We start from the raw sequence: 19,131 nt of genomic DNA, 5'->3' as shown, positions 1-19,131 counted from the left end.
TGTAGAACGTAATCGTTAGCAATCACAAGGAGTGGTGGCATGCAACATAACCAACTGGCAGATATTTCCCAAGCGGGTCTCCAACTGGCTATTCAAGAAATCAAGGAAGAGATGTTTGATACCCCCGAGTGTGATTACACCATTGCCAAGCTGCTCAGCCACTGCGGTCAGTTTGAGGCAGCCGAGCGGCGTCTAGATGATATGCTGCTGAAATGGGGTTCTTCGCCGGATGTGCTCGAACTTACCAAAAAAGGCCACGCCAACCTTACAGCGTTAAGCGCTATCGCCGATATTTCCCGCTCTCCTTCTCAGGTTGAACATGGCGTTTTAGCGTCCACTCAGACATCCACCATTGCTTGACTAGCAGTGCACTGATTAAAAAAACGGCGTGCTACCGGGGTAGCACGCCGTTTTTATTGGGTACTCGGGCGCCGGGCGCTGCTTGATGTAGCGCCCCCACGCTTAAGCATTATCTCGTTGCTGGTATTAACCCTTTGCTGGCTTAAAAAGCCCCACCAGCCGCTGACGCTCCTCCTCTTCGTAAAAGCTTGGGTCGTCAAAGAGATCACGCTGCGTATCATCAAAGATCATTTCAAATGCCTCTGCACTACTTTGTACCATTGGCTCAAAGTGGGCGGTATGCGTCACCAGGGCCGACACATGGCGGCGACGGTAAAGCTCGTAAATACCCAATACGGTAAACACGCTGGCGATATAAATGGGTAAGCCGTGACTTCCTACAATCGTCATTAGCGACCCCGCTGCAATAGGTGCCACGGCACAGCCCGCACCGTGCATCACCAGCATATCCGCCGAGCCAGAGACAATTTCATCCGGATGCAGCTGGTCAATCAGCTGGGCCACCGCCAGCGGCGCAAAGCCTAATAGTGCCCGTAGGCTGCTTTTGGGGCGTTCGGGGATTTTAGGCTGAACACGGCGGGTCATGGTGATGGGTAACAATGCCCAGCTAATTAAAATGGCGATCACCACAAACAGCAAAAACCCCTGTGGCGATGCAAGCCGCAGCAGCTGCTGAGCCGTGGCGAGAGCACCCAGGTTAACCACCATATACACCGCGAAAATACGCCCCCGCTCGTGGCTAGCGGCTTGGCTATTCAACCAACTCTCAATCACGGTAATCAAGGTGATAAACGAAAGCCCGTAAACCACCCGCAAGGGTAACCACACCCACGGGTTGATAAATACAAGGTGCAACAGTGCCACCGAAGCACAAATGGAGGCACAGAAACCAAAGGTGCGAATGTGCCCCATCCGTCGAATTAAGCGCCCGCTTACCCAGGTGCCACAAATGAAGCCGACAAAGTAGCCGGACATAATCATCCCCAGCACCGCGCTGGAAAAGCCCTCCCCTGTGCCACGTAGTGTTAGCAGGGTATTCAGCAGGCCATTGCCCAGCAGCAACAGCGCCACGCTCCATAAAATCGATTTAACCGGTTTAAGCATTGCCAACGAACGCATTGCGCTTCCCCATCGCAAACACCTAGAGAGGAAGATGCATAAAGAGTGCCAGCCAGCGGCGCCAAAACAATCGTTGACAGGCTAACGTTCTTTATATAGAACGTTCTATAAAAGGAACAACGAGATAATAAAATGGATGAACACTCACTAAGTACCCTAGGCCAGCATTTACAGTCACTGCGTCAAGCGCAAGGCTGGTCGCTCTCTTACCTGGCTAACGCAGCAGGAATCGCCAAGTCCAATTTAAGCCGCCTGGAACAAGGTAATGGCAACCCCACGCTGGACACTCTTTGGCGGCTAGCCGTACAGCTCAATGTACCGTTTGGCACGCTGGTGGCGCCTATCACGATGCCCCTTGGAGAAGATGGCGTTCAGGTTCAACTGATTGACCAAGGCAAAGATTCACCCCAAGTGGATGCCTACTGGATGCGCTGCGCGCCCCACACCTTGCGCCATGCGGAAGCCCACACGCCAGGCACTCAGGAAACCTTAACGCTGATTAGCGGCTGGTTAGAAGCCGGCCCAGAAGGTGCTACCACGGCACTCGCCCCCGGTGAAAGCGTGACCTTTCCTGCCGACGAACCACACCTTTACCGCACCCATGACGGCGAGGCCACCATGCTACTCACCGTGACCTACGGCACACAGAGGAACACGCCATGAGCGAGCTTGTTAGCCACTCTCCTGGGCGAAGCACCCTGCAAGGCGTGCGGGAAGCCATTCCGCTGCTGGGCGGCTATATTCCGGTGGCGCTGTCGTTTGGTTTAGTCGCTAGCCAAGCGGGGTTTAGCACGCTAGAGGCCGCCGCGATCTCGCTGCTGATCTACGCCGGTGCTTCGCAGTTTCTGTTTGTGGGCATGATCGCCACCGGCGCGCCGCTGTGGCTAGTGGTGGCCTTAACCCTGCTGATCAACGTGCGCCACGTGGTGTATGGCCCTAACCTTGCCCACCTGCTGCCGCGCAGCCGCCACTGGCCCTGGTTAATGCACGGCCTGACCGACCAAGTATTTGCGCTCGCGCTCACCCGGCTTCCCCAACTGCCCGAAGCCAAGCGCTTCTGCTGGTTTGTAGGGGCATCGCTTTTTGTCTGGGCGGCATGGGTAGTGTTTACGATGGTAGGCGCCACCGCCGGTGAAGCGTTTACCGCCCGCTGGCCGCTGCTAGGTGAGATTATGCCCTTCGCCCTTCCCGCGCTGTTTCTCACCATGGTAGCCCCGCGCTTTACCAATAAGCGGTGGGCCGCTGCCATGGGGGCTACCATTGCAGCCGCGCTTGGGCTAACCCTTGTAGGCGGCAGCAACGTGGCTATTCCGCTAGGCGCCGCCTGCGGCGCGCTGTGCTTTTACACCGTGAAGTTTCAAAAAGGGAGGCGCCCACAATGAGTACCGGACTCTGGCTCGCCGTACTGATATGCGCCTTCGGCACGCTGCTGATGCGCGTCGTGCCGTTCTTGTGGATGCAGCGCCGCTTGGGCAGCGATACCGATATGAGCGCCATGCCCCAATGGCTGGGCATTCTTGGCCCGCTGATGATTGCTGGGGTGCTGGGCGTTTCTATTGTGCCGGTCAACCCCAGCGCCATTTCATGGTTCGCTACCGTTATCGGGCTGAGCGCCACCTTACTCACATGGTGGCGGCTACGCTCGCTAGGCTGGCCGGTAGCCGCTGGGGTAGCGGTATTTGGGATAGTGGAGGTGGGGGCAGCGCTAATATAACCGCTATCAACATTAACGCTAATGGGCAGCCGATCGCTGGATGAGCAAGCCTCAAAAGGCATCAAACTACCAAAAAATAGATGCTTTGCAGCAGCGCATTATCATAATGTTCCAAACGTTACTTCAGCCGCTCAGCTGGGCTCCGCCTGTACTGTTCGTGCCTAAGGGAGTAGGGTAGCCATCCGGTTCGCCCCTCCCTGCGCTTTATTCCAGCTCACTGTGTGCGTTAATCCGACCCCTCTATTAAGGCGCTTCCAACGCCTGACACATGCACGACCAGACTGCCAACCGCAGTCACATCTCGCCACAGACATACCTAGAAAGATGATCTGTTTTTTGCTTACGTCCTCTGGCGCCACTCCGTCGATGGAGCTCTGGTTGCTATTTAGGATGCTAAGGCTGCAAAGCCTACGGGTATTCAATGAACGAAGAAAATTTCTATCAATTCTCGACCGTGACTGTCCTCGCTTTGCTGGTGTTCTTTTACGGCGGCACATATCTGCTGACCCTGCTGATTAAAAAGAAAAAGGAAAATACTGACGCCTTTATGGTGTCCAATCATCAGATCGGCTTTGGTCTGGGCGCTGCCAGCATGACCGCCACCTGGATATGGGCAGCCTCGTTCTACGGCGCCGCCACTTCAGGTTATACCTACGGCATTTCCGGCCCGTTGCATTATGGGCTGTGGGGCGCACTGATGATTCTGTTCATCTACCCCTTTGGCCGTCGCTTTCGCAAACTGGCGCCCAACGCGCACACCTTGGGTGAGCTTATCCATGCTCGCCATGGCTCTTCCAGCCAGCTGATCCTTGCCTCTTCTAATATCCTGGGTAGCATCATCAGCCTGATGGTTAACTTCACGGCTTCCGGCGCGTTGGTCTCGGTACTTTCGCCCCTCTCTTTCCAGGCCGGGGTAATCATCGCTGGGGTCGGGGTGCTCTGCTATACGCTATGGTCGGGTTTCCGCGCCTCGGTGCTGACTGATTTTGCTCAGCTAATGGCCATGATGGCCGTCGCCATTCTGATTATTCCAGCGGTGATGTTCGCCCTCGGCGGCCCGCAAACGCTGTCGGATGGCATGAGTTTCCTCACGCCAGAGCAGGCAAATCTGTTCTCGATGGACGCCATCCTTAATCAAGGCGCGCCCTTCTTTGTGGCGGTGCTGGCTTACGCGATTGGTAACCAGACTATCTCCCAGCGGCTATTCGCCGTGCGTGAAGACCATATCAAGCCGACCTTTATTACCGCGACCATTGGTTACGGTGCGATTGTTATTGGTTTGGGCATGATTGGTTTGATGGCGCTGATGACCGGTATGGAGCCCATCGGTGGCGACATGAACAACCTGATTCCGCAAATGGTGTCGATGTACCTCTCGCCGGTGTTTATCGCGCTGTTCTTTATTCTGGTCATTGGCTCGCTCTCCTCTACCGCCGACTCGGATCTTTCCGCCATGTCAGCGATTGTGATGGCCGATGTGTACGGCAAGAACATCGCCAAAAACAAACCCGACCCGACCAAAATGCTGTTTATCGGCAGGCTGACCATGATCGTTGCAACGCTGATCGGGGTGATTCTCGCCAGCTTCTCGATGGATATTCTGATCATGCTGGTCTTTGTCGGCGCACTCTGGGGCGCGATTGTGTTCCCGGTTATCGCCAGCTGCTTCTGGGATCGAGTGACTAATACGGCCTTCACCTCCGCGGTGATCGCGGGCCTAGTGATGTTCTGCGTCGCACGCTTTGAGTTGCTGCCCTTGGTCGGCGTCGTCGGCGGGCTATTTGAATTACTCGCCGCTGTGGGCGGTGGCGTGGTGCTCGGCCTGATGGCGTTCGGGTTCTGCGGACGCCGGGTAGGTTTGGTGTTCGGCACACTCTGCGCCATCGTGCTGGCCTACTTCAGCGTTGGCTTCCTGCGGGACTACACGGTGCTGCTGGCTTCACTGATGGCCTACGGCGTTAGCACGATTGTCTGCATCGCGGTCAGCCTGATGAGTTCGAGCAAGTTCGACTTCTCGCAGATTGATCAGAAAGTGATCAACTACGACCCGGCCAAACCGGCTACTCAGAGCTAAGCCTTTGAAAATAAGCTCTGTGAGATAAGCCGAAATCACTCCACTGCTGGTGCGCCGAAACGCACCAGCTAGCGAATAGGAAAGCACATGCAAACCTTTATATTGGCGTTATATGTACTGATCTGGCCGTTGATATCACTCGCCATCTTCGCGGTTATCGGCATCGCTACCGTAAAAGACATACGCGTCGCTAAGCGTGAGAAGCGCGAACTGGTGTAAGCGCCACTCGGTTAACTAAATAGCCAACTAAGGCTGTTTTTTAAGGGCCCATTTTAGGGCTGGGCCTTTTCCATCAAATACTCCGCCACTGCCTGATACGCTGGCATCGAGGTCGGGTCGTTAGCGGCGTTGGCCGCCACCGGGTGCGAGGCAAAGCGCACAATCACCATCTCGGCAGTGGGGTCGATATAAATGGTTTGCCCATGCACCCCACGCGCCGCGAAGGCGCCATGTTCGTTATGCAGCGACCACCACATGCCACGGTAGCTACCGCCGGGTAAATAGCGGTAGCCTGCCTGTGCAAACGCCTGCCTATCGCCGCCTTGGCGAATGCGTTCTACCGCTGCCGCTGGAAATAGCCGCTCGCCGTTTATCTCGCCTTCGTTTAATACGAGCTGGCCGACTCTAGCCAAATCACGCAGGCCCGCGCTAAGCCCGCCGCCTGCAAACGACGTACCGATAGAATCGACCGTAAAGTAGCCATCCTGCTCGGCGCCCATGCGCTGCCAGATGCGCGATGACAACAGCGATGCCACCGACTCACCGGTCGTGCGTGCAATCACCCACCCCAGCGCATCAGTGTTGATGGTTTTATAGCCAAACGCCTGCCCATGCTCGCCTTCTGGCTGCACGGTAGCGAGGTACTCATAGTAGGTGCGCGGCCCGGTATAATCCTCTGGCTTAGGCAGCGGGCTTGCCGCCGCGTTATACGCCCAGATTTCCGCGCTGGGGTCGCTATACTCCTCACTAAACGCAAGCCCTGTGGTCATTTCCAAAAGCTGCTGCACCGTGGCATTGCCAAAGGCGCTCTCCGCTAGCTCGGGGATGATCTCTCCCACCAGCGCCTGCTCATCCAGCACGCCCTCCGCCACCAGAATTTCACCCAGCAGGCCGGTCATGGATTTGGTCACCGACATGGCGCCATGCTGGCCCGCCTCATCCAAGCAGCCTGCGTAGGTTTCGTACACCACCTGCCCCTGGTGCAGAATCAGCACGCCATCGGTGTAGTTTTCGTTCAGCGCAGCCTGCCAGGTCATTGGCTCGCTACCGCCAATGGGGGTGAACGTCACATCGTTAATCCCATCATCCAGCGCGTAGCTAAACGGCACCGGCGCGCCTAACCCACGGCTTACCTGCTTGGTAGGCAACAGCTCGCGAAAGTGGCACACCGTCCAGCGCATTTTGGGAAAGCTGAAGTAGTTGGAATCCGGCTGGCCGATGATGCGCTCTGGCGGCGGTGGAAAGCCCTGCATCCACCCTAAACGCTTAGGGTCAGACGCCTCGGCACTTAGCACCTCCGCCTGCGCCCCCTGGGCAAGCACGGCGGACGCGCACAGCACGGCAGGCAGCGCCGAGCGCATAGAAAAACAATACCTTGGCATGATTCACTCCTTGATCAACCGCCCGGTACAGCACCGAACAAGCATGCTCCTCAGTATAGCGAGAACCGCTGCGCTTATTGCTGGCCTTGTAGGGTTTGTTGAATCACCTCACCGAGAGACGCAATCGCTGCATTACGCGCTTCAAACGACGCCTCGGTTTCGGTGATATAAAACACTACCACCGTGGGTGCTTGCTCCGGCGGCCAAATAATCGCGGTAATCGAGCGTGAGCCATAACCACCCGCGCCGGTTCTGTCCGCAATTGCCCAGTCCGGCATAGCGGCGCGAAACAGGCCATCGGCCACCGCATTGCCCTTCATCCACGTTTCAAGCTGCTGCCGAGACTCTGGCGTTAGCACATCACCCAGCACCAGTTTTTCTAACGTGGCCAGCATCGCGTTGGGTGTGGTGGTGTCGCGCTTATCTCCTGGCGTAGCTTCATTTAGCTCGGTTTCAAAGCGATCTAGGCGGGTGGTGCTGTCATCCATGCTACGCGCAAACGCGGTAACCGCTTCTGGCCCGCCGAGTGCCTCAAGCACTAGGTTAGCGGCGGTGTTATCGCTGGTGGTCATGGTGGCATCACACAGCTCAAACAGTGTCATCGGCTGCTGGCCCGCGTACTGCTCGGTCACCGGCGAATAGGTTACTAGCTCCGACGCCGCAAAACTGACCTCAGTATCCAGCGCTAGCTGCCCTTCATCCACCTGCGCCAGCAGTGCGCCACAGGCCAAGGTCTTAAACGTACTGGACATCGCAAAGCGCTCATCCGCGTTCACTTCCCAGCGCTGGCCCGTGGCAAAGTTGTGGGCGGCAAAGCCAATACGTGCCTCAAGTTCCTGTTCAATACGCTGCAATTCCGCTCTCACAGGATCCTTGTGGGCTATCATCGTGACAGGAATAATAAGTAGGCATACCAATAGTGCAAAACGTAGCCAGCGTAATGGAACAGAGTAAGGCATGGTTATAATCTCTGAGAGTCACAGTAAAGAAGACAATATATTTTGAACACAAACTATAACAAAGCATTAGGGCCAGCATTTCACTGGCCCTAATTATTTCTTTAACGACTATTTTGAATGACGAACTCTCAACACTCAGTCTAAGCAACTACCTGCTTAACGGTTGGCGAGCATTTTACGGATTTCGTCATTCAACTCTTTGAATACATTCCGTGGGCTGACTTCATCAAGCATCTCAACGATGCGCTGTGTTTGTGCCACCGTCAAATCACGGTTGCCGGTGATGCTTTCTAGTTTCACTTTCACCACGTGATCGCGGATATCATCAACTGACGCGTGGTTGGCAACCATGTCGGTGACGGTCTTGCTCGACTTGGCGAACTGAATAAAGTCCTTATTAATCAGGTCGTAGGATAACTCGCCTTTACGGTTAGTGTAGGTCTTCACTATCGCTTCATACTCAGCGCTGTCTACCGTTGCCAGCTCTTCAGCGGTCTCTTCCTGGGCGCTGGCATCCTCTTTTTCACCGCTGAGTTTGACTTTCCCGCGCCGCGAATAGGGCATGCCGGAAGTAAGCTCCATAACCTCCTTAAAGGCCTCAAGGGGGAACAGTTTCAGATCAGTATTATGTGAAGGGTCGGGTTCCCCCGACTTGCGGTTGATGGTGGCGATGCCCGGCTGTTCAGTGTCGTAGCGCATGATAACAATGCCAGCATGGCCGCCGCGAAGCTTCTGACGGTAAGCAGCGGCTTCGATGGTAGATAGCTCAACCATTGTGGTTCTGATCATAAAAATGTCCTTATCTGTTGAGATGAGTACCAAACATTGGCATATACAACGCTAAGCGCACCGAAACAGTAAGCATTAGATACGCATAGCGCCCTTTAACCGTAGCAGAGTTCTAGATAGAGCGCGGAATTGGCCGCCATTTTCATTAATATCAATGGCCTCGGCGGCTATTAGTGTGGTCGCAACAGGACGCTGGGATGCAATGAGCTTCACTAATATCAACTACCTTACCTTGAACAACGACCACAGGAGATAGACATGCAGACGATTGAGCTAGGCGGCGCAAGCGTACCCCGTATCGGCCAGGGCACGTGGTATATGGGCGAGGATGCCGGGCAGCGCCAAGCGGAGGTGAGAGCGCTGCGTGCAGGCCTAGACCTGGGCATGACGCTGATTGATACCGCCGAGATGTATGCCGAAGGCGGCGCCGAAGAGGTGGTTGGCCAAGCGATCCGCGAGCGGCGCGATGAGGTGTATCTGGTCAGCAAGGTTTACCCGCACAACGCCAGCACCCAGGGTGTTCAAGCTGCCTGCGAGCGCAGCCTGCGCCGATTGGGCACCGACACGATTGATCTCTACCTGCTGCACTGGCGCGGCCAGTACCCATTGAGCGAAACCGTGGAAGCGTTTGAGCGGTTGCGCGAGCAGGGCAAGATACGGCGTTGGGGTGTATCAAACTTTGACGTTGACGACCTAACCGAGCTAGACGCGCCCGCGTGTACCACCAATCAGGTGCTCTACAACCCCGAAGCACGCGGCATTGAGTACGACCTGCTACCCTGGCAGGCACAGCAAAACATGCCTCTGATGGCCTACTGCCCCATCGGGCAAGGCGGCGCGCTGCTGCATAACGCCGCCCTACAACGCATCGCCGACAAACACAGCGCCACCCCCGCGCAAGTGGCGCTCGCCTGGGCGCTGCGCCACCCTGGGGTAATTGCCATTCCGAAAGCTGTGAACCTAGATCACCTCAAACAGAACGCTGAGGCCGATAACGTCAGACTCGACGAAGAGGATCTGGAAGATATTGATGCCGCCTATCCGCCGCCAACACGCAAGCAGGGTTTAATGATGGTGTGACCAAGCGTGAACCTTTCAAAGGTGTTGCTAAACCAGCCCCCCAAAGACAGACTCGCGAGTGAATGGCTTGGCTATGTTTCGCTTGCTGGTAATTCGAGCTGCCTCTCACTCCGCCAGACTCGTATGAGCACAACTTCTTTAGCCTGCCTGAGATAGACAACTCGAAACGGCGCGTGAATCGGTTCGCGAATATGATCCATGCTGAATTCAGGAACAACTCGACCAGCATCTGGGTGGATTTGAAGCATTTCACAGTGCTCCAGGATAGCAGTCACGAAATCATCACCGATATGTGGCACATCCTGCTCTTTGTAATACTCCTGAATAGCCTGTAAGTCCTCAAGAGCGGACTGTGCGATGCGTAATTCCATTTACTCGATACCCAGCGTTTTCCTAGCGTCCTCCAACGATACGGTATTACCCTCGCGAACATCCATAAGCCCCTGCGCCACCGCCTTTACAAACCGCAGTTCCTCTGCGGTTCTCTCATAATCCTCGAGCCCCTGAACAACAGCTATACCGCGGCCACGGCTGGTGAGCAGGATTGGGCGATGCGTATCTTGCGCTCGACCAACCACCTTTCCGGGATTGATCTTCAGATCTGATAGAGGAATGACATCCTCGGAAAATTTCACTTGCATACTGATTACCTGGCCAACGACATGGCACCATTAACAGCACCAGTTAACAGGTGCGGTCAAGAAACATAACGCCTCAATAACCGGCAGCCGAAATGAAGCGAAGCATAATGTAGGCTGTCCGGCGCCGAAGGCGCGAAGTTAATTGACTTGTTATGTGTTACCACCAGCTGAACGCATTAGCAGCGTGCTCTACTGCTGTGTAAACACAGAATATAGTGCCGAATATAAGAGGCAAGTTAGACTTAATGGCTCTTCCACTAAATCCATTCCATATATCGTAAGAACGGATTTCTTCCATTATTTCTTGGTTGTTCTCTCTGTTTCTGTATTTCTCATCCAGCCTGTCTAACGTTAACTTTAGATTTGAGTCAGGTGCATTCCTTTCCTTTAACATTAAGAAAAGGAAGGTGCTGAACACGACTACCATTATGATTAGATTATAAAATGGCTGTATCTTTTCCGCTGATAGAGTACCCAAGCAAAAACCAACCACTAAAACGACGAACCCAGTTAGCTCACTAAACCGTCCGTTTACATACTCTGAGTAAGCCTCCAGCAAGCTCTTTCTTTCGTAATTAGTCAAACTTCACCTCTTATTTTTAACCTGCCGCTAAACACACATAACGCCAGCCATAAGCGGCCGAAAAAACCGCCAGGTTTTTGAGGTCCAGCCCCCCCCCGCGGGCGGCGATGCTTGATGGCCTTGTTAGCAATTACTTGACCCACCTCATGCCTTCAAGCGCTGCTACCAGTTGGGGGCGCATAACGAATTCGTAGTGCCCATCCAATGTTTTATCCGATGCATCATTGCCGAATGAAAGCGTCCAGAACCACATTGGTTCACCATTGTCTCTTTTGGGTGGCACATAACCGAGTATGTCCGCAATTTCATGCCCAAGCGTCCCGTACTGCAAATTGGCTGCGTTGTAGTTCTCATAACCGACGGCCTCTGCAATTTTTGTGGCCGTAATAGTGTGGTTTGGGCTAGCGTACTGAGCACGAAGCATTTCCAGGTATTTCGTGTTGCGCAATTTCCCTTTATCACGGATTTTGAGAAGTGCATTTTGATATTGCTCTTTGGTCGCGACCATCCTTCTCATTTCCTCCCTTTTTGCTAACACCCGGCTCACGCGCCGGTTTGAAGCCGCAGAGCGGCGGAAAAATCGGTTGCTGTGCAGCCGATTGTTAAATCTTTCAAAGTACGGTATTCTGTACATGATCATTATCTTGTACAGGAGATCCGTTATGGATGCCATCAGCTACACAGCCGCTAGAACCAATCTAGCAAAAACTATGGAGCAGGTCTGTGAAGACCATTCTCCAGTGATCATCACCCGGAGCAAGTCGCAGTCCGTGGTAATGATCTCCCTTGACGATTATGAAGCGTTGCAAGAGACTTCATATCTCCTGCGCGCACCAAAGAACGCCCGTCGTTTGTTGGAATCCGTTACCGAGTTGGAGCAAGGCGGCGGCCAAGAACGGGAACTTCTTGAATGAAGCTCATCTTCTCCGAAAACGCCTGGGAAGATTATCTATACTGGCAAAAAACCGACAAAAAGATCATGAATCGAATCAATAAACTAATCAAGGAAACGAAACGAGAACCGTTCGAAGGCATCGGCAAACCGGAACCCCTCAAACACAGTTTCGCTGGCTACTGGTCTCGCCGAATTAACGACGAGCACCGCATGGTCTACAAGGTTACGGATGACGCATTACTCCTGGCCCAGCTCCGGTACCACTACTGATTTAACGCCGCGCTCACCGGTAAATTTGGAGCGCAGCGGAAAATTTATCCGGGTGCAGCGCCTTGTTAGGCATTCTCTAGTTGATCTCCGAAACGAAACCCACTCATAAGGTCTTCGATCTTCTGTAAGTCTAAATCACCATTCTTTGAGGGAAGTTTCATTACAGTTTTTCTCATTCGTTCCATATTCCACTTTCTGCTATAATGAAATCTAAATCTCTCGAGTTTAATTACCGTGCATAGGTATAGGCCAATTTTTTCATTAAAATACTCGAACATTTCTTCCCGCGGACTTAAGACCAAAACGTCATCAGTTGGAAAGAAAGGCTCTGGTTGATAAAAAGCTTCACCAACGCTGCCATTATAATTTACAGAAATCTTATTACCTTCAAATAAAGGTTGTAGATTTACATAATCAACTACTCCGTTATTGTCCTTAATGCAGCGAATTAACGGCGTTTCGCCTGACTCTAGATCTCTATTTACAACCCTTAAGCCGCGTTTAATCTCAAATAATTCATCGTACGTAAACTCCTTCCAATCTGAAGTTTTCACCTTTTTGGTTTCTGGCTCCTCTTCAGGGTGTTTGAATTCGAGATAGCTTTTTATTGTTTCCTCAAAATCCAATTCATGGACATTTTCATAGTCAGTTTCAATGTATGCTTCTGCACACCATTCATCTTCATGTGTAATCTCTTGAAGAACACTTACGCCTGGCTCCTCAATGCGATTAAAGTAGCTATTCAACAACTCTTCTTTAATGGCAGGCCATTTATTAAAATGATCTACTCTGCCGATATGTTTTAGAGTAACAAAACCATCATCTTTAGCTCTAGAGAACCAAACCTTTTTCTTGGCGGGATGTTTTTTACCAGATGTAAATATCAGAATACATGCCACAACGGTCGCAGATTTACCAAACAAATCGTCTGGCATTGAAATAACTGCCTCTAAAGTATGCTTCTCTAGTATTTGTCGTTTCAAATCTGATGATTCAATAACACACCCAATTGGAATGATGGCAATTCCAATGCCTCCCCTTTGCATGTAATCAAGCATTGATTTAACAAACTGCAATTCGCTTAGACCTTCTCCTTTTAGAGAATAAGGTGGATTAATAAAGCCTACATTTGGACGATTTGAAACCTTTTCTCCATCAGAGGTCTTTTCCTTAAGATTGATAATGTCCTTTGCATGGGACTCATTAAAACAACTTCCTTCGAATAATTGACAGCTACCATCGCCCCTCAAGATCATATTAGATGCAGCTAAAGCAAACATTTTTGGCTGACTTTCAATGCCTACTAAACCATACTTCTTGATTCGTTCGATTAGAACTTCGTTGCCATTAGCCTCCTGAATCATCTTGTGCATTGCCGAAATTAGAAAGGCACCGGTACCACAGCATGGGTCAAGCACAGTATCTTCAGGTGTCAAATTTGCGAAATCAGTAAAGAGTTCGGTAATGTGCTTTGGAGTTAATACAATCCCCATTTTTCCATCACCACCAGAGTACCTCAAAAATTCATTGTAGAATTTTCCAACAATATCGTAATCATGATATATCCTGATAAATGGAAAAACGTGCTCTTCTAAGTCAATTATTATTTTTCGCAATGCTGACATCTTAATATTGTCATCATATTCGATTAATTTTGTATGGGTTTGGATAAAACCATATTGTTGCTTAATACCAAGTTTTTTAGAATTTGGTATGTTTTGGTTGTCTACTACCTCATGTATTGTATCTAAAGTGTATTTAGGTAAACGATCATCTGGATAGCTAGCATAAGCACCCAAAAATACATCATCTTTAAGTGCAAGAAGAATACCACTCACAATTAAAGGCTTCTCTGCATCGCTTAGATGTGCATAATCCCGTATAAAGTTGTGAAGAGCTTTCGAAAAATCTAATACATCTCTCTCTTTTTGCGCATGAATTTGCGGGTCATATATGAATAAATCGAAGTAATTTTTGTATCCTAGAATCGAGCTAACAGGGTTAGAGCTGGTATCTTCGAGTAGATCAAATTTATTAAACTTTCCCTTTCTAATGATAAGATTTGTAACTTTGAGTTCTGCTCGTGTTTGACCTGATATACCGATTGCAAGAACATTGAATGATCTGCAAAGAAAATTCGCATAATGCAATACCCCATCAACTGCATAATCATTGGCTCTATCATACGTCTTTGATTGGTGCTTTTTGATATCAGCTTTGCATTCGATAACGATTATGAACTCACGGTCTTTTTTTGACTGGATTATAAATTCTGGTCGTCCATCCCCAAAGCCTGACTTCGAAGCACTTTTAGGAGCTTTTCAATAACAGGGTTATCAGAGGCTTGTTCTTCTACGATGACATCATCATCGTCAAAGTAACCAAGTTTCTCTAACTGTTTCTTTACTAACGCTTCTGTCTTTTTTTCGTTCAGTTTTGCCATGAGTTCTACTTAGTGATTTTATTTAGTAAATTTCGACGGATCATATTTGATGCCTAACGCTCCACTCACCGGAATTTTGCGAGCGGAGCGAGTAAAATTTCCGAGTGTAGTGGTTTGTTAGGCAATATTTTCTTCTCGGAGAGAATAATTATTTGGAATGAAACCGCCAACCATTACTGTACCGATAATAAATTCCGAATCCGATACAGCGTTAAACCATGAAACTGCACAAATCTCCCGATTGATACGGGAAAATTTACAAAAGACATTCCTTGCTCTGTTGTCATTTGATGCAATTATTTTATCAACCTCTAATGCAGCATCTACTAGGTGTGCATCTTTCAACGCTATTTCTTTATCCTTACACTCTTCAATACCATCATCTATGATATTTTTTATTTTTTCTGAAGGTGATAAAAAGACCACTTTCTTTTTTGCAACCATAGAAGCAAGCCATCTAGTTGCAAACAATGACTTATGTTTTTTCCATTCAGCTCTCAAATTAGGACACATAGCTACCTTATGTCCATTCTTTGTTAAGTTTTCTAGGAGTTTCCTAGGTTTTGTACGAAAAGTTGGCTCGCAAGCAACGGTCGATGCACGCCACGCATACCATCGCCTTAAAGCTACTTGCCAGCTTTTCATAGCGTGTGGCGATCCGGCGACATTCTTTAAGCCAGCTAAAGCAGCGTTCTATCACATTCCGTTGCCGATATTTCGGTTTATCGAACCGTCTAGGTAGCCCAGGCCGGGTTCTTCGGTGCATATTGCGCTGAGCAATCACGGGTTTCATGCCGTGCCTGTCGCAATAATGACGCAGCTCATCGCTGTCGTATCCTTTGTCAGCCACCACATAGCGACTACGTTTGCGAGGACGCCCGACGCCACCTGGTAGATGAATGCTCTCTAATGTCGCAACGAAGTGACGAGAATCTGCCTCTTGACCAGGAGACAGTGTGAACGCCAGTGGCCAGCCATGACGATCACAAACCAAATGAATTTTGGTTGTTAAACCGCCGCGGCTACGGCCGAGCGCGTGGTCTAGCGGTTCTGTTGAACCCCCTTTTTACCGCCTCCAGCGGCAGCGCGTGTGGCTCGCACGGAAGTGGCATCGATCATCCACGTGTCTAGATCCATAAGCCCATCTTCACGTAACTTAAGCTGCAAGCGAGAAAGTACCGCTTCAAAGGTGCCGTCATCACGCCACTTGCGGAACCGGTCATAAACCGTCGACCAAGGACCATATCGCTCGGGTAAATCACGCCATTTAGCACCAGAGCACAGTACCCAGAAGACACCATTGAGCATTTTCCGGTCATCCCGCCTGGGTCTGCCCATGGTTTGAGGAGGAGCCACGATATCTTCGATCTGTGCCCAGCCGTCATCAGAAATCTCGTAACGTCCGACCATTGTTTTCCCCTATGCTGCTTTTGCATAGGTAAAGTTAGCAGATAAGGCTTTTCGTACAAAACCTAGAACCACTGGAAATAGGGTGTTCAGATGTGCCTGATGAACGCGCTACATCCGCATCAATTACAAAGGAAAGTGTAATTTTACTCACAAAAGGATTCCTCTACTGCATCTAGATACATTTGCTCAGCAGTGAGGCTGGTGTCATCAAAATCTTCTGGCCAATCACCGAATGCCCCTCGTTCATCAAGACCAGATTTAGCAACATCTGTTTCGCCACTTTCACTATTTTGGGTAAACCAATTTAGCGAAACTTTTTTATAATCCAATTGTTTCTTAACGACAGCTAGTTGAATACCCCTTATGAGTATTGAGCTATGCGTTTCTATAATTACCCGTACCCCCCTATTGATTGCCGACACAATAATTGATGCCATTTTGAATTGCGCCTTCGGATGAAGATGTAACTCAGGCTGTTCAATATATACAAACTGACCCTTCTTAGCTCCAATTAAAGCAACCAATACTGGAATTGTCTGCGATACACCGAAGCCAACATCAGCAATATTCACACAATCAGTCTCGCTTCCGGATTTATTCCTTGATACTTGAATTTCAACGCTTGTATCGTCTACTTTTGAAGCCTTGATGTTGCTTGCCAAACCCAATTCAAATAGCTGTTCTTTTAGAATGTCGTACTTGCTTTTGTATTTCACCAACCTCGTCCAATCACTAATAATTCCGGCAACATACTTTTCAAACGAACCCGGATATACATCTTCTGAGGCTGCAATTTTATATGTTCGCTCTGGATTGCCACGCAAACCTGGCACGTGGATTAATCTAGTAATGAAGCTTTCTAGGTTGTGAGTGGGCTCAATGCCGGCTTTGATTGGAAGAAACTCCTTTCCATCAATTGACAACTCTGCACTTATGAAACACTTCTCCCTAATAGCTCGCCACTTTGGCTTTAGGGTAATCCCCCCATTTATAACCGGGGCGATAAGTAGAGTTGGTTAGGCAGCCATAGTCACCTTCTGTTTGGGTGTTATCCCACCCAATGCCATGTTCGGTCGCTCGTGGTTGTACGTCCAGAGCCAGCGTGTGGCAAAATCCTGTACTTCAGCGATTGAGTCGAACAGATAATGGCTCAACCAATCATAACGGACTGTTCGATTGTAGCGTTCAATGTAGGCATTCTGCTGTGGTTTGCCAGGTTGAATGTACAGCAGCTCAATGCCGTTTTGCTTCGCCCAGCGGGTTAGTTTGCCACTGATGTATTCCGGGCCGTTGTCGCATCGAATGGCCTTAGGCCGGCCACGCCATTCGATCAACTGGTTTAAGGAGCGTATCACGCGCTCTGCTGGCAGTGAGAAGTCAGCATCAATGATCAGGCCTTCCCGGTTGTAATCATCGATCACGTTGAACAACCGATACGTTCGGCCATCGGCCAACTGATCATGCATGAAGTCCATCGACCAGCAGTCGTTTAAAGCAGTGGGTACGACCAATGGCGCTGGCTTTTCACGCACCAGTCGCTTTTTCGGCTTGATGCGTAAGTTCAGCTCCAATGCCCGGTAAATTCGGTAGACACGCTTATGGTTCCAGCGAAAGCCTTTCACGTTGCGCAGATACAAGTAACACAGCCCAAAGCCCCAGTTACGCTGATTGTGGGTCAGGCGCACTAGCCAGTCAGCGATAACAGCGTTCTCATGGCTAAGCTTCGCCTGATAGCGGTAACAGGTTTCACTGATCCCGAAAACCTGACAGGCCAGCCGAATACTACAGCAGCCGGCCTCAACGACATTCTTTGCCATCTCGCGGCGTTGAGATGGCTTTACCACTTTCCCTCGAGGGCTTCCTGGCGCAGCTCTGCCTTCAACCGCTCTTCGGCATACATCTTCTTGAGGCGCTGGTTCTCGTCTTCCAACTCCTTGAGGCGCTTCATCATGGACGTGTCCATACCACCGTACTTGGAGCGCCATTTATAAAATGAGGCGCTGCTCATGCCGTGCTCGCGACATAGTTCGGGGACAGGCACACCAGACTCAGCCTGCTTCAAAATCGCCATAATCTGGCTGTCAGTAAAACGTGATTTGCGCATGTGAAATCTCCTGTTTTTTCAGGTTACAAAATTCCACTTATCAACGCGATTATTTTTCGGGGGGATTACCTTAGTTCTTTATCTTCGTAAAATTTTTTAATAAAACTAAAGTCTTCTCCTGGAACCATCTTCTCTATATGTTCAGACTTCATGCCAACTTTTAGTGTTAAACCATCAGGAATTTTTTCGCTAGTCATCCTTATGGTATCAACCTGTATCCCCACCCCCCTTTTATACTTATAAGATGCTGTGCAATTATGGTTATCATTGACCATTGAAACACTGAAGGATTTTTTGTTATAACCTGGGACTTTCGATATAATTTGAGCAGAATCGGTTAGTTTGGCATTTTCACCATAAAGTATAAGAGTGCCTGAATCATAATGGTTTTCTATTGTTTGCTTCAAAATCAGAAAAGGTTGCATAAAGCTAGATTTCCCAGAACTGTTAGCCCCAGAAAGAATAGTCAAACCATCGAAATTTAATTCCTGCTTTGAGGCAATTGATTTATAGCCTTCTACTGACAATCTCATATATTTATCCAAATTTGATGTTTTAAAGCCTAACGCCCGGCGCAACGGACAAATTGGAGCGACATCGGAGCGTAGATTTGGTCCGAATGCCGCCGCTTGTTAGGCAACTGGTTCATCTACCTTCCCTAGCTGACCACCTCGTAAAATATCACGGTAACGCCGCAACACTACTGACAAAATAGCTTGTGAAAACACCAATCCACCGATTGCTCCGCCTATACCTGCGCCTAATAATCCTAAATTGAAAACATCACCGACCCAAGCGCCTGCTGCGCCACAAAGACCACAGCAAATTACGCCCAACCAAGTTTCCCAATGTCGGAAGCTTTTCTTATAAGCCTTCCTCCAACGCTTTCCCCTCTCTCGAGAAGACAGGCTTGATAGCTCAGGTATTTGTTTTAGAGTCCAATATATTTTCATATTCACTGCCTAACAGTGATTATATCCCCTGCTGCATAACCTCAATGAATGTGCCAGCACGTTCATTGAGGTTATGCAGCCACAAAATTGACTCTACCCCATTGATTCCATTGAAAGCAAAGCGAATTTTGGCTAC

24 protein-coding genes are annotated in these 19,131 nt (G+C 50.0%); 8 read left to right on the top strand and 16 right to left on the bottom strand.

The window, feature by feature from the left end:
* The first annotated feature begins 39 nt into the window (after positions 1-39).
* Entirely contained in the window at positions 40-360 is a 321-nt protein-coding gene (locus BB497_07875; protein AVI62630.1) for a hypothetical protein, read from the top strand.
* A gap of 126 nt (positions 361-486) precedes the next feature.
* Here the strand turns inward: BB497_07875 and BB497_07870 are convergent, their stop codons facing one another.
* The gene (locus BB497_07870; GenBank protein ID AVI62629.1) at positions 487-1,479 is read right to left on the bottom strand and encodes an MFS transporter; all 993 of its coding nucleotides are present in this window, start codon (positions 1,477-1,479) and stop codon (positions 487-489) included.
* A gap of 132 nt (positions 1,480-1,611) precedes the next feature.
* Between BB497_07870 and BB497_07865 the strand changes: the two genes are divergently transcribed.
* The 4 genes from BB497_07865 to BB497_07850 all read left to right on the top strand — a co-directional run bounded on the left by BB497_07865 (position 1,612) and on the right by BB497_07850 (position 5,267).
* Complete coding sequence (locus BB497_07865) at positions 1,612-2,142, top strand: XRE family transcriptional regulator (GenBank protein ID AVI62628.1); 531 nt, start codon at positions 1,612-1,614, stop codon at positions 2,140-2,142.
* Positions 2,139-2,861, top strand: coding sequence for a branched-chain amino acid permease (locus tag BB497_07860; protein AVI62627.1), 723 nt, complete (start codon positions 2,139-2,141; stop codon positions 2,859-2,861). The genes BB497_07865 and BB497_07860 overlap by 4 nt, the downstream gene beginning before the upstream one ends.
* Positions 2,858-3,193: a branched-chain amino acid ABC transporter gene (locus BB497_07855; GenBank protein ID AVI62626.1), complete on the top strand. Its 336-nt coding sequence runs from the start codon at positions 2,858-2,860 to the stop codon at positions 3,191-3,193. The genes BB497_07860 and BB497_07855 overlap by 4 nt, the downstream gene beginning before the upstream one ends.
* Before the next feature lie 421 nt (positions 3,194-3,614).
* Positions 3,615-5,267 (top strand): sodium:proline symporter, encoded by a 1,653-nt coding sequence (locus BB497_07850; protein ID AVI62625.1) that lies wholly within the window; start codon positions 3,615-3,617, stop codon positions 5,265-5,267.
* 272 nt (positions 5,268-5,539) lie between these two features.
* Here BB497_07850 and BB497_07845 read toward each other — a convergent pair whose 3' ends face one another.
* The 3 genes from BB497_07845 to BB497_07835 all read right to left on the bottom strand — a co-directional run bounded on the left by BB497_07845 (position 5,540) and on the right by BB497_07835 (position 8,616).
* Positions 5,540-6,847, bottom strand: a complete 1,308-nt coding sequence (locus BB497_07845) for a 6-aminohexanoate hydrolase (protein ID AVI62624.1) — start codon at positions 6,845-6,847, stop codon at positions 5,540-5,542.
* A gap of 95 nt (positions 6,848-6,942) precedes the next feature.
* Entirely contained in the window at positions 6,943-7,827 is an 885-nt protein-coding gene (locus tag BB497_07840) for a class A beta-lactamase (GenBank protein AVI62623.1), read from the bottom strand.
* A 156-nt stretch (positions 7,828-7,983) separates the two neighbouring features.
* Complete coding sequence (locus BB497_07835; protein AVI62622.1) at positions 7,984-8,616, bottom strand: hypothetical protein; 633 nt, start codon at positions 8,614-8,616, stop codon at positions 7,984-7,986.
* Between the two features lie 258 nt (positions 8,617-8,874).
* Here BB497_07835 and BB497_07830 point away from each other — a divergent pair, with 258 nt between their 5' ends.
* Positions 8,875-9,696, top strand: a complete 822-nt coding sequence (locus BB497_07830) for an oxidoreductase (GenBank protein ID AVI62621.1) — start codon at positions 8,875-8,877, stop codon at positions 9,694-9,696.
* 71 nt (positions 9,697-9,767) lie between these two features.
* Here the strand turns inward: BB497_07830 and BB497_07825 are convergent, their stop codons facing one another.
* The 4 genes from BB497_07825 to BB497_07810 form a co-directional block, all read right to left on the bottom strand.
* Positions 9,768-10,067 carry an addiction module toxin RelE gene (locus tag BB497_07825; protein ID AVI62620.1) on the bottom strand — a complete coding sequence of 100 codons (300 nt, stop codon included), beginning with the start codon at positions 10,065-10,067 and terminating at the stop codon, positions 9,768-9,770.
* On the bottom strand, positions 10,068-10,337 hold the full coding sequence (locus BB497_07820; protein ID AVI62619.1) for a prevent-host-death family protein: 270 nt from the start codon (positions 10,335-10,337) through the stop codon (positions 10,068-10,070).
* 157 nt (positions 10,338-10,494) lie between these two features.
* The gene (locus BB497_07815; protein AVI62618.1) at positions 10,495-10,920 is read right to left on the bottom strand and encodes a hypothetical protein; all 426 of its coding nucleotides are present in this window, start codon (positions 10,918-10,920) and stop codon (positions 10,495-10,497) included.
* Positions 10,921-11,050: 130 nt separating this feature from the next.
* Complete coding sequence (locus BB497_07810) at positions 11,051-11,428, bottom strand: hypothetical protein (protein ID AVI62617.1); 378 nt, start codon at positions 11,426-11,428, stop codon at positions 11,051-11,053.
* Positions 11,429-11,582: 154 nt separating this feature from the next.
* Between BB497_07810 and BB497_07805 the strand changes: the two genes are divergently transcribed.
* Both BB497_07805 and BB497_07800 read left to right on the top strand, forming a co-directional pair.
* Positions 11,583-11,834 carry a prevent-host-death family protein gene (locus tag BB497_07805; protein AVI62616.1) on the top strand — a complete coding sequence of 84 codons (252 nt, stop codon included), beginning with the start codon at positions 11,583-11,585 and terminating at the stop codon, positions 11,832-11,834.
* The gene (locus BB497_07800) at positions 11,831-12,085 is read left to right on the top strand and encodes a toxin YoeB (GenBank protein AVI62615.1); all 255 of its coding nucleotides are present in this window, start codon (positions 11,831-11,833) and stop codon (positions 12,083-12,085) included. The genes BB497_07805 and BB497_07800 overlap by 4 nt, the downstream gene beginning before the upstream one ends.
* Positions 12,086-12,150: 65 nt before the next feature.
* On the opposite strand, the gene BB497_07795 is transcribed toward BB497_07800, so the two are convergent.
* From BB497_07795 to BB497_07760, 8 genes are all read right to left on the bottom strand, one after another.
* Entirely contained in the window at positions 12,151-14,235 is a 2,085-nt protein-coding gene (locus tag BB497_07795; GenBank protein AVI62614.1) for a hypothetical protein, read from the bottom strand.
* 113 nt (positions 14,236-14,348) lie between these two features.
* The gene (locus BB497_07790; protein ID AVI62613.1) at positions 14,349-14,528 is read right to left on the bottom strand and encodes a hypothetical protein; all 180 of its coding nucleotides are present in this window, start codon (positions 14,526-14,528) and stop codon (positions 14,349-14,351) included.
* A 117-nt stretch (positions 14,529-14,645) separates the two neighbouring features.
* Positions 14,646-14,972, bottom strand: coding sequence for a hypothetical protein (locus BB497_07785; protein ID AVI62612.1), 327 nt, complete (start codon positions 14,970-14,972; stop codon positions 14,646-14,648).
* 597 nt (positions 14,973-15,569) lie between these two features.
* Positions 15,570-15,938 (bottom strand): transposase, encoded by a 369-nt coding sequence (locus BB497_07780; protein AVI62611.1) that lies wholly within the window; start codon positions 15,936-15,938, stop codon positions 15,570-15,572.
* 143 nt (positions 15,939-16,081) lie between these two features.
* Entirely contained in the window at positions 16,082-16,861 is a 780-nt protein-coding gene (locus tag BB497_07775; GenBank protein AVI62610.1) for a hypothetical protein, read from the bottom strand.
* Between the two features lie 93 nt (positions 16,862-16,954).
* Complete coding sequence (locus tag BB497_07770) at positions 16,955-17,755, bottom strand: transposase (protein ID AVI62609.1); 801 nt, start codon at positions 17,753-17,755, stop codon at positions 16,955-16,957.
* A 20-nt stretch (positions 17,756-17,775) separates the two neighbouring features.
* Positions 17,776-18,042: a transposase gene (locus BB497_07765; protein AVI62608.1), complete on the bottom strand. Its 267-nt coding sequence runs from the start codon at positions 18,040-18,042 to the stop codon at positions 17,776-17,778.
* A 65-nt stretch (positions 18,043-18,107) separates the two neighbouring features.
* Positions 18,108-18,575 carry a hypothetical protein gene (locus tag BB497_07760; protein AVI62607.1) on the bottom strand — a complete coding sequence of 156 codons (468 nt, stop codon included), beginning with the start codon at positions 18,573-18,575 and terminating at the stop codon, positions 18,108-18,110.
* Positions 18,576-19,131: the final 556 nt, after the last annotated feature.

The sequence above is a fragment of the Halomonas sp. GFAJ-1 genome, from assembly GCA_002966495.1.
Lineage (GTDB): Bacteria > Pseudomonadota > Gammaproteobacteria > Pseudomonadales > Halomonadaceae > Vreelandella.
Note: the sequence above shows the minus strand (reverse complement) of the source record. Positions and strands in the feature narration are given on the sequence as shown.

Bases quoted from the DNA above. Each gene is read 5' to 3' on its own strand.
- BB497_07855 (AVI62626.1), top strand. From the start codon at position 2,858: ATGAGTACCGGACTCTGGCTCGCCGTACTGATATGCGCCTTCGGCACG.
- BB497_07780 (AVI62611.1), bottom strand. From the start codon at position 15,938: ATGGTCGGACGTTACGAGATTTCTGATGACGGCTGGGCACAGATCGAA.
- BB497_07770 (AVI62609.1), bottom strand. From the start codon at position 17,755: ATGGCAAAGAATGTCGTTGAGGCCGGCTGCTGTAGTATTCGGCTGGCC.
- BB497_07800 (AVI62615.1), top strand. From the start codon at position 11,831: ATGAAGCTCATCTTCTCCGAAAACGCCTGGGAAGATTATCTATACTGG.
- BB497_07810 (AVI62617.1), bottom strand. From the start codon at position 11,428: ATGGTCGCGACCAAAGAGCAATATCAAAATGCACTTCTCAAAATCCGT.
- BB497_07835 (AVI62622.1), bottom strand. From the start codon at position 8,616: ATGATCAGAACCACAATGGTTGAGCTATCTACCATCGAAGCCGCTGCT.
- BB497_07805 (AVI62616.1), top strand. From the start codon at position 11,583: ATGGATGCCATCAGCTACACAGCCGCTAGAACCAATCTAGCAAAAACT.
- BB497_07850 (AVI62625.1), top strand. From the start codon at position 3,615: ATGAACGAAGAAAATTTCTATCAATTCTCGACCGTGACTGTCCTCGCT.
- BB497_07785 (AVI62612.1), bottom strand. From the start codon at position 14,972: ATGGTTGCAAAAAAGAAAGTGGTCTTTTTATCACCTTCAGAAAAAATA.
- BB497_07875 (AVI62630.1), top strand. From the start codon at position 40: ATGCAACATAACCAACTGGCAGATATTTCCCAAGCGGGTCTCCAACTG.
- BB497_07820 (AVI62619.1), bottom strand. From the start codon at position 10,337: ATGCAAGTGAAATTTTCCGAGGATGTCATTCCTCTATCAGATCTGAAG.
- BB497_07765 (AVI62608.1), bottom strand. From the start codon at position 18,042: ATGCGCAAATCACGTTTTACTGACAGCCAGATTATGGCGATTTTGAAG.
- BB497_07760 (AVI62607.1), bottom strand. From the start codon at position 18,575: ATGAGATTGTCAGTAGAAGGCTATAAATCAATTGCCTCAAAGCAGGAA.
- BB497_07840 (AVI62623.1), bottom strand. From the start codon at position 7,827: ATGCCTTACTCTGTTCCATTACGCTGGCTACGTTTTGCACTATTGGTA.
- BB497_07845 (AVI62624.1), bottom strand. From the start codon at position 6,847: ATGCGCTCGGCGCTGCCTGCCGTGCTGTGCGCGTCCGCCGTGCTTGCC.
- BB497_07790 (AVI62613.1), bottom strand. From the start codon at position 14,528: ATGGCAAAACTGAACGAAAAAAAGACAGAAGCGTTAGTAAAGAAACAG.
- BB497_07870 (AVI62629.1), bottom strand. From the start codon at position 1,479: ATGCGTTCGTTGGCAATGCTTAAACCGGTTAAATCGATTTTATGGAGC.
- BB497_07865 (AVI62628.1), top strand. From the start codon at position 1,612: ATGGATGAACACTCACTAAGTACCCTAGGCCAGCATTTACAGTCACTG.
- BB497_07825 (AVI62620.1), bottom strand. From the start codon at position 10,067: ATGGAATTACGCATCGCACAGTCCGCTCTTGAGGACTTACAGGCTATT.
- BB497_07830 (AVI62621.1), top strand. From the start codon at position 8,875: ATGCAGACGATTGAGCTAGGCGGCGCAAGCGTACCCCGTATCGGCCAG.
- BB497_07860 (AVI62627.1), top strand. From the start codon at position 2,139: ATGAGCGAGCTTGTTAGCCACTCTCCTGGGCGAAGCACCCTGCAAGGC.